The organism is Pseudomonas sp. HMSC067G02 (assembly GCF_001813485.1).
Classification (GTDB): Bacteria; Pseudomonadota; Gammaproteobacteria; order Pseudomonadales; family Pseudomonadaceae; genus Pseudomonas; species Pseudomonas aeruginosa.
Genome location: NZ_KV812632.1, coordinates 309250 through 324207, shown reverse-complemented (window position 1 = coordinate 324207; position 14958 = coordinate 309250). Strand labels below are relative to the sequence as shown.

11 protein-coding genes are annotated in these 14958 nt (G+C 66.0%); 3 read left to right on the top strand and 8 right to left on the bottom strand.

Going from position 1 to position 14958, the window contains the following annotated elements; translation table 11 throughout:
* Window positions 1–15: 15 nt before the first annotated feature.
* The 4 genes from HMPREF2914_RS05510 to HMPREF2914_RS05495 form a co-directional block, all read right to left on the bottom strand.
* The gene (locus tag HMPREF2914_RS05510) at window positions 16–2208 is read right to left on the bottom strand and encodes a phosphocholine-specific phospholipase C (protein WP_023092166.1); all 2193 of its coding nucleotides are present in this window, start codon (window positions 2206–2208) and stop codon (window positions 16–18) included.
* A gap of 341 nt (window positions 2209–2549) precedes the next feature.
* Window positions 2550–4562, bottom strand: a complete 2013-nt coding sequence (gene cerN, locus HMPREF2914_RS05505) for a ceramidase CerN (protein WP_023092165.1) — start codon at window positions 4560–4562, stop codon at window positions 2550–2552.
* Window positions 4563–4940: 378 nt separating this feature from the next.
* Window positions 4941–5681: a sulfate transporter CysZ gene (gene cysZ, locus HMPREF2914_RS05500; protein ID WP_003085838.1), complete on the bottom strand. Its 741-nt coding sequence runs from the start codon at window positions 5679–5681 to the stop codon at window positions 4941–4943.
* Between the two features lie 84 nt (window positions 5682–5765).
* Window positions 5766–7721 (bottom strand): sensor domain-containing diguanylate cyclase, encoded by a 1956-nt coding sequence (locus HMPREF2914_RS05495; RefSeq protein ID WP_023980572.1) that lies wholly within the window; start codon window positions 7719–7721, stop codon window positions 5766–5768.
* A gap of 184 nt (window positions 7722–7905) precedes the next feature.
* Between HMPREF2914_RS05495 and HMPREF2914_RS05490 the strand changes: the two genes are divergently transcribed.
* From HMPREF2914_RS05490 to HMPREF2914_RS05480, 3 genes are all read left to right on the top strand, one after another.
* The gene (locus HMPREF2914_RS05490; protein ID WP_003085842.1) at window positions 7906–8505 is read left to right on the top strand and encodes a peroxiredoxin; all 600 of its coding nucleotides are present in this window, start codon (window positions 7906–7908) and stop codon (window positions 8503–8505) included.
* 133 nt (window positions 8506–8638) lie between these two features.
* The gene (trxB, locus tag HMPREF2914_RS05485; protein ID WP_003134313.1) at window positions 8639–9589 is read left to right on the top strand and encodes a thioredoxin-disulfide reductase; all 951 of its coding nucleotides are present in this window, start codon (window positions 8639–8641) and stop codon (window positions 9587–9589) included.
* Between the two features lie 253 nt (window positions 9590–9842).
* A complete protein-coding gene (locus tag HMPREF2914_RS05480; RefSeq protein WP_003085846.1) occupies window positions 9843–10262 on the top strand; it encodes an MAPEG family protein in 420 nt (139 codons plus the stop codon).
* Window positions 10263–10272: 10 nt separating this feature from the next.
* On the opposite strand, the gene HMPREF2914_RS05475 is transcribed toward HMPREF2914_RS05480, so the two are convergent.
* From HMPREF2914_RS05475 to HMPREF2914_RS05460, 4 genes are all read right to left on the bottom strand, one after another.
* A complete protein-coding gene (locus tag HMPREF2914_RS05475) occupies window positions 10273–11235 on the bottom strand; it encodes a threonine dehydratase (protein WP_003140849.1) in 963 nt (320 codons plus the stop codon).
* A 176-nt stretch (window positions 11236–11411) separates the two neighbouring features.
* The gene (gene cbpD / locus HMPREF2914_RS05470; RefSeq protein ID WP_003109418.1) at window positions 11412–12581 is read right to left on the bottom strand and encodes a chitin-binding protein CbpD; all 1170 of its coding nucleotides are present in this window, start codon (window positions 12579–12581) and stop codon (window positions 11412–11414) included.
* Between the two features lie 279 nt (window positions 12582–12860).
* Window positions 12861–13484, bottom strand: a complete 624-nt coding sequence (locus HMPREF2914_RS05465) for an NAD(P)H-dependent oxidoreductase (protein ID WP_003085852.1) — start codon at window positions 13482–13484, stop codon at window positions 12861–12863.
* Complete coding sequence (locus tag HMPREF2914_RS05460) at window positions 13477–14871, bottom strand: class II fumarate hydratase (protein WP_003140846.1); 1395 nt, start codon at window positions 14869–14871, stop codon at window positions 13477–13479. Before HMPREF2914_RS05460 ends, HMPREF2914_RS05465 begins: the two co-directional genes overlap by 8 nt.
* Window positions 14872–14958: the final 87 nt, after the last annotated feature.

Genomic DNA, 14958 nt, shown 5'->3' with positions numbered 1-14958 from the left:
GATGGACTCCTCGCTTCAGGTCGCTGCGATGTCGAGCAATGGATCGCTCCTGCTCGGCTTGCCGGTCTCGACGTGTCCGGCCAGGCGGCGGAGATAGTTGGCTTCCGTATTGCTGGCGGTCACGCTGAGGTCGTACCAGCCCTGGCTGCTGCGTAACAGCCACACTTCACTGATCGCCTGGTTCGGTTCGAGTTCATAGCGACGGCTGCCCTCCTGGGTATAGGCCGGGTTCGGCGTCACCGTCACGCTGCACGGCAGGCGGCCGAGATTGCGGATGTTCAACTGCAGGTTGCCGTTGCGTTGATAGGTGACCGATACCTCGGGCCGCGCCATCTGCGCGGCGAGATGCAGGTTGCCGTGGAACTCGCGGAAGAAGCCGTTGGGGCCGTGCACCTCGAAGGCGTAGCGGCCGTTGGCGTCGAGCAGGTCGTCGAGTTCGTCGTTGAGGGTCCGGCCCAGTTCCTCTCCGCTTTCCTGGACCACCGGATAGCTGGTCACGGTATAGAAACGCGGATTGCCGACTTCCCGCGGCTGCACCTGGAATACCGCAGCGGAGTGTCCCTGCGGATTGCCCGGCAGGCTCATGCCGTCGTTGCCCAGGGTCAGGCGCAGCTTGCCGGCGGCGATGTCGAGGGCCAGCGTGGAGTGCAACTGGTAGGGCACCGCGAGGGTAGGGCGCTGGCCCTTTTCCTGGCCGGGCAGGCTCTTGGGCTCGTAGGACCAGTACTTGGGGCTGGGCCGGTAGAACTGCTGCCAGTAGGCGTCCTCCTTGCGCGCGTCGCTCTGCGGGACGTTGGTCAGGTCGGGGGCGACCTGGGTATCGCCTGCGCCCTGGAAGTCGAACAGCGAAGTCAGGTCGCCGCAGACGGCACGCCGCCAGGGCGAGATGTTTTCCTCGACGACGCCGAAGCGGCGTTCGAGGAAGCGCAGCACCGAGGTATGGTCGAACACTTCGGCGCTGACCTTGCCGCCCTTCGACCAGGGCGAGATGGCGATCAGCGGGACGCGGTGGCCGAGCCCGATGGGCAGTCCGCTGGATGCCTCGATCTCGCCGGCGGTGCTGACCGTGGAAAGGCCGACGCCATCCTTCCACGGCGGCACCGGGGCGCTGGCGTGGTCATAGAAGCCGTCGCCCTCGTCGTAGTTGAGGATGAACACGGTCCTGGCCCAGACCTCGGGGTTGCTGGTCAGCGCGTCGAGCACCCGGGTCACGTAGTACTCGCCGAACGAGGGGCCCCACCAGGGATGCTCGCAGTAGCAGTAGGGCGCGACGATCCAGGACACCTGCGGCAGCGTGTTTTCTTGCACATCCTTGCGCAACTGGTCGACGCCGCGGGCGAGCATGGCGCGCTGCCAGAGGTCCGAATCGCGCGGAGCGTTCTTGAAGTTCCTGAACCAGGCGAGGGCGTTGCAGTCGTAGTTGTTCTGCTCCTGGAGCCGGTATTTCCAGTAGGCGTCGACGTACAGGTACCAGAGTGACGAGGAGCGGTAGCCGCCTTCCTGGTAGACCCGCCAGTCCACGCCAGCGGCGCTTAGCCGCTCGGGATAGGTGGTCCAGTCCACCGTGCCGCTGGCGCCGATGGTGCCGTCGCCCATGTCGTTGCCGATGTGTACGTCCTTGCCGTCGCCGCTGGGGGCGGCGCGTCCGCTCATGTGGTAGAGGCGGTTCGGATTGGTCGGGCCCATCATCGACTGGTGGTAGGCCTCGCACAGGGTGAAGGCGTCGGCCAGGGCGTAGTAGTAGGGAATGTCGCCGCGCTTGAAGTAGCCCATGGCTTCGGGGTACTGCACCGCCATCCACTTGTCGTTGCGGCCCTGGTTCCAGATCGCGTGGAAGGCCGACCATTCATGGTTCTGCGAACTCACCCACTGGGCGCTGGTGACCTTGGTATCCCAGTGATAGGGGGAGAACTCGTACTTGTAGTTCTGGTACCAGACCGGCTTGCCGTCCTGGCGCTTGAGCGCGCGAGGGTCGTTGAAGCCGCGGACGCCGTTGAGGTGGCCGAAGTAGTGATCGAAGCTGCGGTTCTCCTGCATCAGGATGACCACGTGCTGGACGTCCTGGATGGTTCCGGTGCGGATGTCCGGCTCGACGGCCAGGGCGCGCCGGAGCGTCTCCGGGAACAGCCCGGAAAGGCCGGCCAGGGTAGCGGCCTGGGCGCCGTGCTTGAGAAAGGTTCGACGGCGGAATTTCCAGTTTTCGGTCATCGTTTTATTTCCCGGGTGGTTTTTTGATTTCCATCAATCTGCGTACTTCTTGTTTCGAGATGATTAATCGTCTTCGCTGTTTTTCCGGCAGGGAATACAGCGAGCCGATGGTTTCATGGCGATAATTTATCGGTTGATCCCGAAAGCGACTTCGATATGACCTTGAGCGACAACTTGAGAAGTTTTTCGGGATAAAAACAAAGGGCACGGAAATGGAGTTCCATGCCCTTGTCGGCTGAATGAAAGGTCACTTGTTCATGTGTTTTAAATCACATTTTATTTGACGACTTTCATGCGTCATAAAGTTGGCTGGCGAATCTCGAAACCTTGGCTGGAGCCCGCTAGGGAGTGGTGCCGAGCACCTCGAAGGAGCGGGTCGAGCCGCCGATTTCGCTGATCTTCTGGGTCCAGAAGTTCTTCGCGTTGCCATAGTGCCTGATGTAGTAATGGCCGGGCTCGGTCCCTGGTGGAATGGACCAGCTGATAGTCGCTTTCGAGGCAGATATACCCACTCTCTCCCAGCGGTATTGGGTATCCCAGTCATTATCGGTGGCAACGGTCACGGGCGTCTGTTTGCCATCCTTGCCGATATTCACCACTTCCAGGAAAGTCTTCTCGGTGCGCAAGTCATTCTTCGGATGTCCGGTCACGAAAGCGACGGTCACCTTGTCGCCGATGCGATAACTTTCCCTGGGTTGTTGCAACACGTCGCCGAAGGACTTGCCGATATAGGGATCATCGGCCACTACTCCGGTCTGGAAGTTCATCTGGCAGCAGGACAGGTCCGGCGCTATCGCCGAGGTTTCCACCGGCAGGCGTTCGCGCAGCGCCACCGCCATGTCGACGAACAACTGCTGGTAGGCGGCCTGGGTCCAGGGGCCGTAGAGGGTCGAGCCGCCTTCGTATTCCTGGGCGGCGTATTCCTCGCGGGTGGTGACGTAGCTGGCATAGGCATTCGCGTAGCCATTGAAGATCACATGGCGGATACCGGCCGCTTCGCTGGCCGCCTGCACCGCGCGGCGGATCCGCACCCCGGCCATCACGGTGAACTCGGCGGGGGCGCCGAGCAGTTCCAACTGGCCGATGCGGAACATCTGGATCGGCAGCACCGTCGGCGTCCAGGGGTAGGGTTTCTTGTTGCCGGTGTCGGCGAGGATGGTCTTTTCCGCCTGGCATTGCACCAGTTCCTGCGGCGGCACGCCGGTGAGCAACCCGCCAAGGGCCGAGAGGAACGGATTGTTGCCTTCATCCAGCCCCAGCGGGCCTGGACCGTCTTCGGTGCTACCGGCGGCCAGGCTGGTGCCGATGGCCGCGGTGCACAACTGGCGCGGCTGGCCGTCGGTGAACTCCGGGCGGATCGGCAGGCGGGTGAAGTCGACGAAACGGAAGCGCGAATCCAGTTCGCCGAGCACTTCCTCCTGGGCCTGGCCGGCGATCTCGTAGGCCTTGGCGAATTGGCGCAGACCGATCTCGCGGGTGTTGTCGAACTCGTTGTCGAAGGGACCGGAGCCGGGCTTCAGGTTCAGGTTGGGCGACAGGTTGCCGGCATTGGTCTGGGCGAAGGCGGCGACGAAACCGCTCTTGCGGCTGACGTCGTGCTCCCAGTGATAGGAGGCGTAGCCCTTGTTGTCCGGGGAGATCAGGTGATTGGCGTTGGTCATCGAGGTGCTGTGCACCGGGAACCAACTGATCGAGCCGGCCAGCTCGCCGTTGGCGTCGACGAAGCTGAGCACGCTCATCTGCGGGTCGATGCCATCCTCGTAGCCGGCGATGTCCGGGTTCTTCAGGTGCGACAGCAGCGAACGGTTGCGGCTGGCGTTGCGCAGCTCGCCGCTGCCGTAGAACAGGCGGCCGGGCTGCAACCTGGCCTGGGCCCGCTCGATGGAGCGGACGATGCCGTCGACGATGGCGTTGAAGGTCTTTTCCTGGAAGCCGAGCACCGACAGGTTGTACATCGCGTAGTGGGAGAAGCCGCCCGGACCGGAGTGGGTGTGGGTGGCGGCGAGCATCACGTTGTTCTCGTCGTAGACACCGGGGTACTTCGCCTTGAGCCGGGCCAGGACCTTCAGGTGCACGGCCTGGAAGATCATCCCCAGGTCGGTGTTGACGTAGACCAGGCGACGGCCGCTGGCCGCTTCCTCGATCACGAAGGCACGCGCCCACTGGCGCATGTGGATGCCGGCGGTCTTCTGTTCGAGGGAGGAGTAACCCATCATGCCGACTTCGGCGGCTTCGCCGGTGATGTCCGCCTTGCCCAGGCCGAAGCGGTAGGGCAGGTCGTCGGCCGTGGCAGGCATGGAGAGCGCCAGCAGGACGCAGGACAGCAAGAGCGCGGTGAATGCGGAACGTGACATGGCGGCCCTCTTCTTGTTTTCCGCCGCTGGGCGGGCTGGGGACGGTGGTCATCGAAAGCGGGCCGGAGCCTGCCTCGCCTGGTTGCCACTGTAGTGCCAGGGTGGCGGCGTCGAGGGGGGGCGTAGCGGACAGGAAGGGGGTGAGCGCCGGCCATCCTGCATGGACGGCAAGGCAGGGGGGTAAAAAAAGGCCGCCTGCGTGGGGAAGCACCGGCGGCCAGTCGGTTCGGCAGCGTCGAGCCGGTCTGCAAGGGCTGGCGCAGGTCTCGGCTGCGGCCTGCGCCGACGCTCCCGAGGGCATTCGTAGTGTGCCCGACGCCGGCTGTCAGGGCGCTGACGCTCGCCTGACAATGCCGACAGCGGACACCGGGCGCATGCTTATTTCACCAGCGCCTTCTCGCCTTCCTCGCGGACCCAGAACAGGGTGGCGCCGGCGACGGCGGCGGGCATCATGACCAGGTTGACCAGCGGGATCAGCAGCGCCAGGTAGGTCATCCCGCCGAAACCCATGCACGCCCAGCGCTTGCTGCGCAGCCAGGCGAGCATCTCGTTCCAGCCGAGCTTGTGGTTGTCCGCCGGATAGTCGATGTACTGCACCGCCATCATCCAGATGCCGAAGAGGATCCACAGCGGCGTGGCGATCAGGTTGACCCCGGGCACGAAGCTCAGCACCAGCAGCACCAGCGCGCGCGGCAGGAAGTAGGCGAGCTTGCGCATCTCGCGACCCATGGTGCGCGGGATCATCGCCAGCAGTTCGGCCCAGCTGAACGGCGGGAAGTCGTCGCGGCCGCGAACCACCACCTCGACCTTTTCCGAGAGGAAGCCGTTGAACGGCGCGGAGATGATATTGGCGACCATGGTGAAGGTGAAGAACACGATCACCAGCACCAGCAGGACGAACAGCGGCCAGACGATGTACTGCAGGAAGCTCAGCCAGTCGGGCAGGCTGGGCATCAGCAGGTCGACCCAGTGGCTGAACTGCTGCATCGCGAAGCCGATCAGCAGGGCGAACACCAGCAGGTTGAGGGTCAGGGGGATCAGCACGAACAGGCGCAGGCCGGGACGCATGATCAGCTTCAGGCCTTCGCCGAGGTATTGCGGGCCGCTCAGGGCTGGCATAGGGAATGGTTCTCCGATGGGATGCGGGCTGAAACCTTAGCAGACTGGCGAAAGCCCGCGACAGAGCCTGTTTGACCGCGCATTTCAGGCTGGCGCCTGGTACAGGCAATAGTGGTTGCGCTGGCGCTTGGCCTGGTACATGGCGCTGTCGGCGGCACGGACCAGTCCTTCGGCATCGCCGGCATGCCGCGGGTAGAGAGCGATGCCGATGCTCGGGGTGACGAAGTCGATGCGTTCGCCATTCAGCGCGATCGGTTGGACCAGCGCCGCCAGCAGGCGTTCTGCGAGGCGCTGCGGATTGTTTTCCTGGCTGTCCTCGAGGAGCACGGCGAATTCGTCGCCGCCCAGGCGGTAGGCCTTGTCCGGCTGCCGCAGGGTGCTGCGTACCCGTTCGGCGACGGTCCTGAGGAGGGCATCGCCGATGTCGTGGCCGAAGCGGTCGTTGACCTCCTTGAAGCGGTCCAGGTCCAGGTACAGCAGCGCCAGTTCGCTTCCGCCGGAGCCGGCGCGAAGCAACGCCTGGCCGAGCTGTTCGTCGAAGGCCTTGCGGTTGCCCAGGCCGGTCAGCGGGTCGCGGTAGGCCATTTCCAGCAATTGCTGCTGGTAGGCGATCTGGTCGCTGACGTCGCGGACGATGCCGCGGTAGCCCCGTAGTTCGCCCTGCAGGTCGTGGATCAGCGAAACCGTGGCCTCGAAGTAGCCGAGGCTGCCGTCGGCGCGCTGCAGGGGGATGGCGAAGGTCTTGCCTGCGCCGCTCTGCATGGCGCGCTGGAAGGGTTGGCGGGCACGCGCCAGGTCGTCTTCGCCGAGCAGTTCGTAGTAGGGATGGCCGATCAGCGTTTCGCGCGTCTGGCCGAGCAGTTGGCAGAGCGCGGGGTTGACGGTGAGGATCACGCCGTCGACGTCCATTTCGAAGTAGCCGTCGCGCATCGACTGGAGGATCGCCCGGTCGCGCGCCTCGCTGTGTTCCAGGCGCTCGAGCATCTGGTTCATCTCGCCCGCCAGTTGTCCCAGCTCGTCGTTGCCGAAGTCGCTCAGGCGTATCGAGTGGGCGTTGCGTCCGACTTCGGCGACCTCCCGGTTGAGCCGTTGGACCCGGCGCAGGACCCACAGCTCCAGGGCCAGGTAGCCGACCAGGAAAGCGCCCAGCGCGACCAGCAGGGAGGCGCCGAGGAAGAAGTTGATGGCCTTCTCGCCCTGGATGTAGAGCAGGCGTTTCTTGGTGATGTCGAAGCGCAGCTGCGGCTCGCCGCTGGAACTCAGGTACTGCACCGAGACCTGCTGGACATGTTCGCCGATGAACCGCCGTGGGCTGAGCAGGGCCTGGTTGTGGGTACTGCCGCTGCGGCTGCGCAGCGGCTTCCAGGTGGCGTCGGTGGCGATGTTGGGCATCGGTTGCAGGTCGGCCTGCATCTGTTCGCGGAGGTTGGCCAGGCGTTCCCGGTCAAGGAAGTAGCCGGCGAGGATCGCGCCCTTCGCCGGCGCGCTACCCTGGTTGTTGCTGATAGGCACGCTGACCAGCAGGGTCGGCAGGTTGTCGACCAGCAGCAGCTCGCTCAGGCTGTGGTCGGTGCGTCCGCGAAAGTCCAGCGCGCCGAGGCGGATGGCGCGTTGCTGCAGTGCCTCGAGCAGGGCCTGGTCGCTCGCCGAGGGGGCGCCGAAGAGCACGCGCTGGTCGGGCGCGGGCGGGGACCACTGCTTCAGTTGCAGGTGACCCCGGTCGTCGAGGAACAGGACGAAGTCGAATCCCAGGTCGTCGAGCATCTCGTGGTCGAGGTTTTCCTGTTCGAAGGTCTCGTTGGGGCGCTGGATGAAGTCGTAGCTGGCATCCCACCAGGCGTAGGTGCGAACGATGTCCAGGTGGCGCTTCAACTCGAAGTCCAGCCGGTTGTGCAGGACGGTGGCGCCCTCTTGCAGGCGTTGCTGGTCCTCTCGGTCGAAACGGCTCAGCAGGATGCTTTCCGACAAGAGCCAGATACCGCCGAGACTGGCGGCCAGCAACGGCAGGAACAGCCAGAGCAGGCGTGTGCGTAGGGGCATGCGGTGAGGACGGGTAATGGGCGACAGCATGAGTCTAGCCGCAGGTTGAGAGCATAGGCTGACTCTATCGTGCGAATTGAAATTCGACATTTCAATGCATCGTCGTGGCTGGGTAACCTGCGCTGCATATTCTTCCGGGAGCCTGGCGTCGCCGGGCGGAACCCAACCTTCTAGGAGCCTCGCGATGAGCGTACTGGTCAACAAGCAAGCCCCCGATTTCACTGCCGCCGCGGTCCTCGGCGACGGTTCCATCGTCGATGCCTTCCAGCTTTCCAGCCTGCGCGGCAAGTACGTCGTACTGTTCTTCTGGCCGCTCGACTTCACTTTCGTCTGCCCCTCGGAAATCATCGCCCACAACAACCGCATGGATAAGTTCCGCGAGCTGGGCGTCGAGGTGGTCGGTGTCTCCATCGACTCGCAGTTCACCCATCACGCCTGGCGCAGCACGCCGGTGGAGAAGGGCGGCATCGGCGCGGTCGAGTTCACCATGGTCGCCGACGTCAAGCACGAGATCACCCGCGCCTACGGTATCGAGCACGAAGACGGCGTGGCCCTGCGTGCCTCCTTCCTGATCGACCGCGCCGGGGTGGTCCAGCACCAGGTGGTGAACAACCTGCCGCTGGGGCGCGAGGTGGACGAGATGGTGCGCCTGGTCGAGGCCCTGCAGTTCACCGAGGAACACGGTGAGGTCTGCCCGGCCGGCTGGCGCAAGGGCCAGAAGGGCATGAAGGCGAGCGCCGAGGGCGTGGCCTCGTACCTGGCCGAGAACGCCGAGGCACTGTGATCCCGCTGCCGGGCGCGAAGTGTGCCCGACCGACCTTTTTCCGGGGCGACCGCTCCTTCCAAGCCTTCCCCATGTGCTTTGGTGGCCCCGTTTTTATTCGCGCCGACGCTGATGTCGGCAGGAGTCCGACGAGATGCCCGATACCCTCCGCCACGCCCGAGTGATCATCCTCGGTTCCGGTCCCGCCGGTTACAGCGCGGCTGTCTACGCCGCGCGTGCCAACCTCAAGCCGCTGCTGATCACCGGCATGCAGGCCGGCGGCCAGTTGACCACCACCACCGAGGTCGACAACTGGCCGGGCGATCCCCACGGCCTGACCGGCCCGGCACTGATGCAGCGGATGCAGGAGCACGCCGAGCGCTTCGAGACCGAGATCGTCTTCGACCACATCCATGCCGTGGACCTGGCCGGCAAGCCGTTCACCCTGCGCGGCGACAATGGCACCTACACCTGCGACGCACTGATCGTCGCCACCGGTGCCAGCGCGCGCTACCTGGGGTTGCCGTCGGAGCAGGCGTTCATGGGCAAGGGCGTGTCGGCCTGCGCCACCTGCGACGGTTTCTTCTACCGCAACCGCGAAGTGGCGGTGATCGGCGGCGGCAATACCGCTGTCGAAGAGGCCCTGTACCTGGCCAACATCGCCAGCCGGGTGACCCTGGTGCATCGTCGCGAGACCTTCCGCGCCGAGAAGATCCTCCAGGACAAGCTGCAGGCGCGGGTCGCCGAAGGCAAGATAGTGCTCAAGCTCAACGCCGAGGTCGATGAGGTGCTTGGCGACACGATGGGCGTCACCGGAGTGCGCCTGAAGAACCGCGATGGTGGCAGCGAGGAGATCGCCGTGGATGGCATGTTCGTCGCCATCGGCCATACTCCCAATACCTCGCTGTTCGAAGGGCAACTGGCCCTGAAGGACGGCTACCTGGTGGTCAACGGCGGGCGCGAAGGCAACGCCACCGCGACCAACGTACCGGGTGTGTTCGCCGCCGGCGACGTGGCCGACCACGTCTACCGCCAGGCGATCACCTCGGCCGGCGCCGGCTGCATGGCCGCGCTGGATGTGGAGCGCTATCTCGATTCGCTCTGATGAGAAGACAGCCCTGAGTGCTGCGTGCAAGGAAGGCCCCGCTTCGGCGGGGCTTTTCTTTGTCCGTTCGGAAAGCCGCGGGCAGTGGGTCGTCCGGTTACGCATCCGCCGACGGCGGACATCGGGGCCGAGCGGCGTACCGGCAGAACACGACTTAAGGACGGCGGACTGCGAATAGAGCAATTGCTCTAGCCGGCCTAGAATCCAGACGCTTCATCCTTCCCACGACAAGACAATAGAAGGAGCGTCATCCATGTTTCTCAGCCCTAGCGCGATCTGCCTGCTCGGCCTGATCGCCTGGACCCTGTTGCTGGTCTTCCTGCTGGTCAGCCAGCGCGGCCTGCTGGTACTCGGCGGGCGGATGGCGGTGAACGCCTTCGCCGCCGATGGCAGCAACACGCCTGGCGGTTTCGGCCAGCGGCTGGTGCGAGTCCATGCCAACTGCGTGGAGAACCTGCCGCTGCTGGCCGGCGCGCTGCTCTACGCGATCGCCAGCGGGCAGAGCAGCCTGACCGACCCGTTGGCGCCACTGGTGCTCGGCGCCCGGCTGTTCCAGTCGCTGATGCACCTGGTCAGCACCTCCGCGCTGTTCGTCTGGCTGCGTTTCGCCGGCTTCTTCGTGCAGTTGCTGGTGCTCGCCTGGTGGCTGCTGCTCCTCGCGGGGCTGGCCTAGCGGCGCCGGCTCAGTCGCCGGCGGCCAGTTGCTCGGCGAATACCTCGCGGTCGACGTTCGCTCCGCTGAGGATCAGGCCTACCTTCAGCCCCTTCAGGCGCTCGCGCTCCTGCCAGGCGGCGGCCAGCGCCGCCACCCCGGCGCCCTCGGCGACGTTGTGGGTGCTGGTGAAGCACAGGCGCATGGCCGCGCCGATCTCCCTGTCGCTGACCCGCACCAGGCGATCGGCGCCGGCCAGGATCATTTCCAGCGCGCTCGGGTCCGGCGTACTGCACGCCATGCCGTCGGCCAGGCGGGTGTCGACCGGGTGGCTGATCGCCGTGCCGGCCTCGAACGACAGGGCGTAGGCCGGCGCATGGGCGGACACCACGCCGACGATGCGGGTCTTCAGGCCCAGCGCGTCGCGCGCGGCGATCAGGCCGCAGATGCCCGAACCCATACCGATCGGCACGTAGACTTCGTCAAGGTCGGCCAGCGCGGCGAACAACTCCAGGCTGTAGCTGGCGACCCCGGCCACCAGCCAGGGATGGAACGCCGGAATCAGGTGCAGGCCTTCGTGCCGGGCGCGCTCGGCGGCGTATTCGCGGGAGGCCTGGAAGTCCTCGCCATGCTCGATCAGCTCCGCGCCGAGGCTGCGCATCGCCGCGTTCTTCTCGCGGCTGTTGCCGTGCGGCACGACGATGATCGGCTGGATGCCGTAGCGGCTCGCCGAGAAGGCCACCGACTGGCCGTGGTTGCCGCGGGTGGCGCTGATCACGCCGGCCGGCCGCTCACCCTGGTGCGCCAGGTGGTGGAAATACACCAGGCCGCCGCGCAGCTTGAAGGCCCCCACCGGCAGGTGGTTCTCGTGCTTCATCCACACTTCGCAACCCAGTGCCTCGCATAGCAGTGGCCAGCGTATCTGCGGCGTCGGCGGCAGGCTCTGGTGGACGATGGCGGCGGCCTGTTGGAGGGAGGCGAGAGAAAAAGGCATGCGTGGTTTCCCCGTGCTGGTGGTCGGACCAGCCTAGGGAGCGCACGGCAGATTGAACAGGCACACGTAGCCAGGGTTTCGCCGGGGGACTGTACCGTTGCGCGGATTCGCCGTCTCGCGGCGGGTGCCTGGCGGCGAAAACGACTGCCGCCCGGAGCGGGCGGCAGTCGAGGGCGTTACAGCAGGGTCCAGGCGTCCTGCCAGGCCATGCCCTTGCCCGGGGCGTAGTAGAGGTCCCAGCCCTTGCACCAGCCGGAGTTCGGGTAGGGCTTGCACTGGTAGCGCTTGCCATCGGCACCGCGCACTACGGTCCCGGCGTCGTATTGCTGCAGGCCTTGCGGATAGTCGAAGTCGACCTTGCCGTCGCCGCCCGGCTGCTCGCCGCCGCCCTCGACCGGCAGTTCGATGTCGACCTGGAAGCGGTAGCCGGCCTGGCGCACGTAGACCTGGTTGTCCTGCGAGCTGGCCACCGGGCTGACCGCCCCGTAGGCATCCAGCACGCCGACGTTGACCAGGGTGGAGTCCTGGTTGACCTTCTGCGCCAGCGCCAGCGGCCATTGCTTGGCTCCGTTGTTGCCCTGGGCCAGGGTCAGGCTGTGACGCTGGGCGTCGCGGCCCTGGGCATCGAACAGGCGCAGGGTGACGGTGGCACCGGCCGGCAGGTCCTGCTGCGCGCGCAGGTTGCCCAGCGCTTGCCAGGGGTTGGCGACGGCGCCGCTGAAGCTCACGTCGATGCAGGCGTAGAAGGCTTCCGGGCTGTCCGAGCGCTGCCAGACGTTGTAGATCACATGCTTGCCGGTCTTGCCCTGGGGCAGCGGGCAGTTCATCCGGTAGGTGCCGTTCTCCAGCTTGACGCTGGTGATCGAGCAGAACGGCGCGGGTTCCAGGTCGCTCCAGGCCAGCGGCTTCTCGGGGTTGTAGCCGTCCTTGGTGATGTAGAAGTCGAAGTAGCGGGTCGCGTGCGGCGCGCTGGCCTTGTAGACGAACTGGAAGTTGCCGCTGGCGTCCGGCGCGATGGCAGTGCTGGGCCAGTCGCTGCGAGCCAGGTTCAGGCCCTTGAACAGTGCCTTGCCGGCGCCGCAGAGCTGGCCGTCGGGGACCACCGCCTGGTGGTTGCCGTTGGCGTTGCCCTGGTTGACGCCATTCCAGTCGTACAGCGCCTGGGTGCCGCCGGCGGCGACGGCGGCCTTGCAGGCGGCCGACTTGGGATTCTCCGGACCTTCGAGGAAGCAGCCGTAGACCCGACTGGGCGGCGTTTCCATCGAGCCGTGGGCATGGGCTGCCTGGGGCAGGAACAGGGCGAGGGTGAGTGGCAGGAGTGCCAGGGTGGCTGAGTAGTGTTTCATGACAAGTCCTTTTTTCCAGAACCGGATTCATTTCGAAGCGGGCTGATCCTAGCCCTCGGTGCTGGTTTGAGGTCCCTACCAAATGTGACGGGCCGGTCAGATTCGCTACCCATTCCTGATGGATGTCGCGGAATGCAAAGCGGTCGGCACCCGCACTGTGAGCCGGTAGAGGCAGGCAAAGGGCCGCCATGGGGGCGGGGAAGGGAAGCCGGCGGGAAGGTGGCGGACCTGTCAGAACGATCAGTGTCCGCGCCCGGCCGCAGCCGGGCGGGAAGGGAACTAGACCTGGCTGCCGAGCTGTTCGGCGCGACGCAGCCAGCCCTGGCGCTGTTCCTCGCTGGAACTGCGCATCGGCGCGAACTCTTCCAGGCGGCGGGTGGCGATGCCACAGGCGCCGAGCACGCTGCGCACCATCTGCCGGTGCGCCGGTGGGCCCTTGAGGAAGCGCAGCCGCGACAGCGGCTGGTCGTGGCAGACCAGCAGGTCGGCGCTGCGCCCGCCCAGCAGTTGCTCCCAGTCCTTGTCCTGGGTGCCGCGGTAGCGGAAGGCGAAGCCCGGCTGCAGGGCGCGGTCGAAGAAGCCCTGCAGCAGCGCCGGCAGGCCGCCCCACCAGACCGGGTAGACGAACACCAGGTGCTCGGCCCAGTGGATCTGCCGCTGCGCTTCCAGCAGGTCGGGTTCGAGCACCTGGCTCTGTTCGTAGCCTTCGTGGAGGATCGGGTCGAAGGCCAGTTCGCCCAGCTTCAGTTCGCGCACCACGTGATCCTTGCTGCGCGCGCCCTGGGCGTAGCATTCGGCGAGCAGGTGGCAGAAGCTCTTGCGCTTGGGCGAACCGACGATCAGCAGGATGCGCTTGCCGTCGCCTTCCAGCGGGGTGGCGCCGGTCTTGGCGGTTTCAACCATGGTGGCCGGCCTCCAGCATCTGCTCCGGCCGTACCCATTCGTCGAACTGCGCTTCGTCCAGGTAGCCCAGCTGCAGCGCCGCGGCGCGCAGGGTGGTGCCTTCGGCGTAGGCCTTCTTGGCGATTTCGGCGGCCTTGTCGTAGCCGATGTGCGGGTTCAGTGCGGTGACCAGCATCAGGCCGCGCTCCAGCAGGTCGGCCATGCGCCGGGCGTCCGGCTCCAGGCCGGCGACGCAATGCTTGTTGAAGTTGCGGCAGCCGTCGGCGAGCAGGCGGATGGACTCCAGCAGGTTGTAGACGATCACCGGCTTGAACACGTTGAGTTGCAGATGGCCCTGGCTGGCGGCGAAGGAAATCGTGCTGTCGTTGCCCATGACCTGGCAGGCCAGCATCGACAGCGCCTCGCACTGGGTCGGGTTGACCTTGCCGGGCATGATCGAGCTGCCCGGCTCGTTGGCCGGCAGCTTCACCTCGGCGAAGCCGGCGCGTGGGCCTGAGCCGAGCAGGCGCAGGTCGTTGGCGATCTTCATCAGGGCCACCGCCAGGCTCTTCAGGGCGCCGGAGAGGATGACCAGCGGCTCGTGGCCGGCCAGGGCGGCGAACTTGTTCGGCGCGGCGACGAAGGGCAGGCCCGATTCGGCGGCGATTTCCGCGGCGATGGCGTCGGCGAAGCCCTTCGGCGCGTTGAGCCCGGTGCCCACCGCGGTGCCGCCCTGGGCCAACTGGTAGACCGCCGGCAGCGCCGCGCGGATGGCGCGCTCGGCATAGTCGAGCTGGGCGACGAAGGCCGAGAGTTCCTGGCCGAAGGTGATCGGCGTGGCGTCCATCAGGTGGGTGCGCCCGGTCTTGACCAGGCTGGCGTGCCGCGCCGACTGTTCGGCGAGACCGCCGGAAAGCTCGGCGATGGCCGGCAGCAATTGTTCGTGCACGGCCTTGGCGGCGGCGATGTGCATGGCGGTGGGGAAGCTGTCGTTGGAACTCTGCGCGCGGTTGACGTGGTCGTTGGGATGCACCGGCGACTTGCCGCCGCGCGGATTGCCGGCCAGTTCGTTGGCGCGGCCGGCGATCACCTCGTTGACGTTCATGTTGGTCTGGGTGCCGCTGCCGGTCTGCCAGACCACCAGCGGGAAGTGTTCGTCGTGGCGGCCTGCGAGGACCTCGTCGGCGGCCTGTTCGATCAGCCGGGCGACTTCCGGCGGCAGTTCGCCGAGGTGGTCGTTGACCCGCGCGGCGGCTTTCTTGATCAGCGCCAGGGCGTGGATCACGGCGAGCGGCATGCGCTGGCCGCCGATGGCGAAGTTCTCCAGCGAGCGCTGGGTCTGGGCGCCCCAGTAGGCGTCGTCGGGCACCTCTATGGTGCCCAGGCTATCGGTTTCGGTCCGGCTCATGAGTGTTCTCCAGGGTGCGTATCCGGCAGTTTAGGCCTTCGCTCCCGCCTTGGGTTCCGCTGCCGTCGCTTCCTCGTGGGCATTTTT

What these genes read in the sequence shown, in the direction of transcription:
- HMPREF2914_RS05510 (WP_023092166.1), bottom strand. Translation starts at nt 2,208, where the DNA reads ATGACCGAAAACTGGAAATTCCGCCGTCGAACCTTTCTCAAGCACGGC.
- cerN (WP_023092165.1), bottom strand. Translation starts at nt 4,562, where the DNA reads ATGTCACGTTCCGCATTCACCGCGCTCTTGCTGTCCTGCGTCCTGCTG.
- cysZ (WP_003085838.1), bottom strand. Translation starts at nt 5,681, where the DNA reads ATGCCAGCCCTGAGCGGCCCGCAATACCTCGGCGAAGGCCTGAAGCTG.
- HMPREF2914_RS05495 (WP_023980572.1), bottom strand. Translation starts at nt 7,721, where the DNA reads ATGCCCCTACGCACACGCCTGCTCTGGCTGTTCCTGCCGTTGCTGGCC.
- HMPREF2914_RS05490 (WP_003085842.1), top strand. Translation starts at nt 7,906, where the DNA reads ATGAGCGTACTGGTCAACAAGCAAGCCCCCGATTTCACTGCCGCCGCG.
- trxB (WP_003134313.1), top strand. Translation starts at nt 8,639, where the DNA reads ATGCCCGATACCCTCCGCCACGCCCGAGTGATCATCCTCGGTTCCGGT.
- HMPREF2914_RS05480 (WP_003085846.1), top strand. Translation starts at nt 9,843, where the DNA reads ATGTTTCTCAGCCCTAGCGCGATCTGCCTGCTCGGCCTGATCGCCTGG.
- HMPREF2914_RS05475 (WP_003140849.1), bottom strand. Translation starts at nt 11,235, where the DNA reads ATGCCTTTTTCTCTCGCCTCCCTCCAACAGGCCGCCGCCATCGTCCAC.
- cbpD (WP_003109418.1), bottom strand. Translation starts at nt 12,581, where the DNA reads ATGAAACACTACTCAGCCACCCTGGCACTCCTGCCACTCACCCTCGCC.
- HMPREF2914_RS05465 (WP_003085852.1), bottom strand. Translation starts at nt 13,484, where the DNA reads ATGGTTGAAACCGCCAAGACCGGCGCCACCCCGCTGGAAGGCGACGGC.
- HMPREF2914_RS05460 (WP_003140846.1), bottom strand. Translation starts at nt 14,871, where the DNA reads ATGAGCCGGACCGAAACCGATAGCCTGGGCACCATAGAGGTGCCCGAC.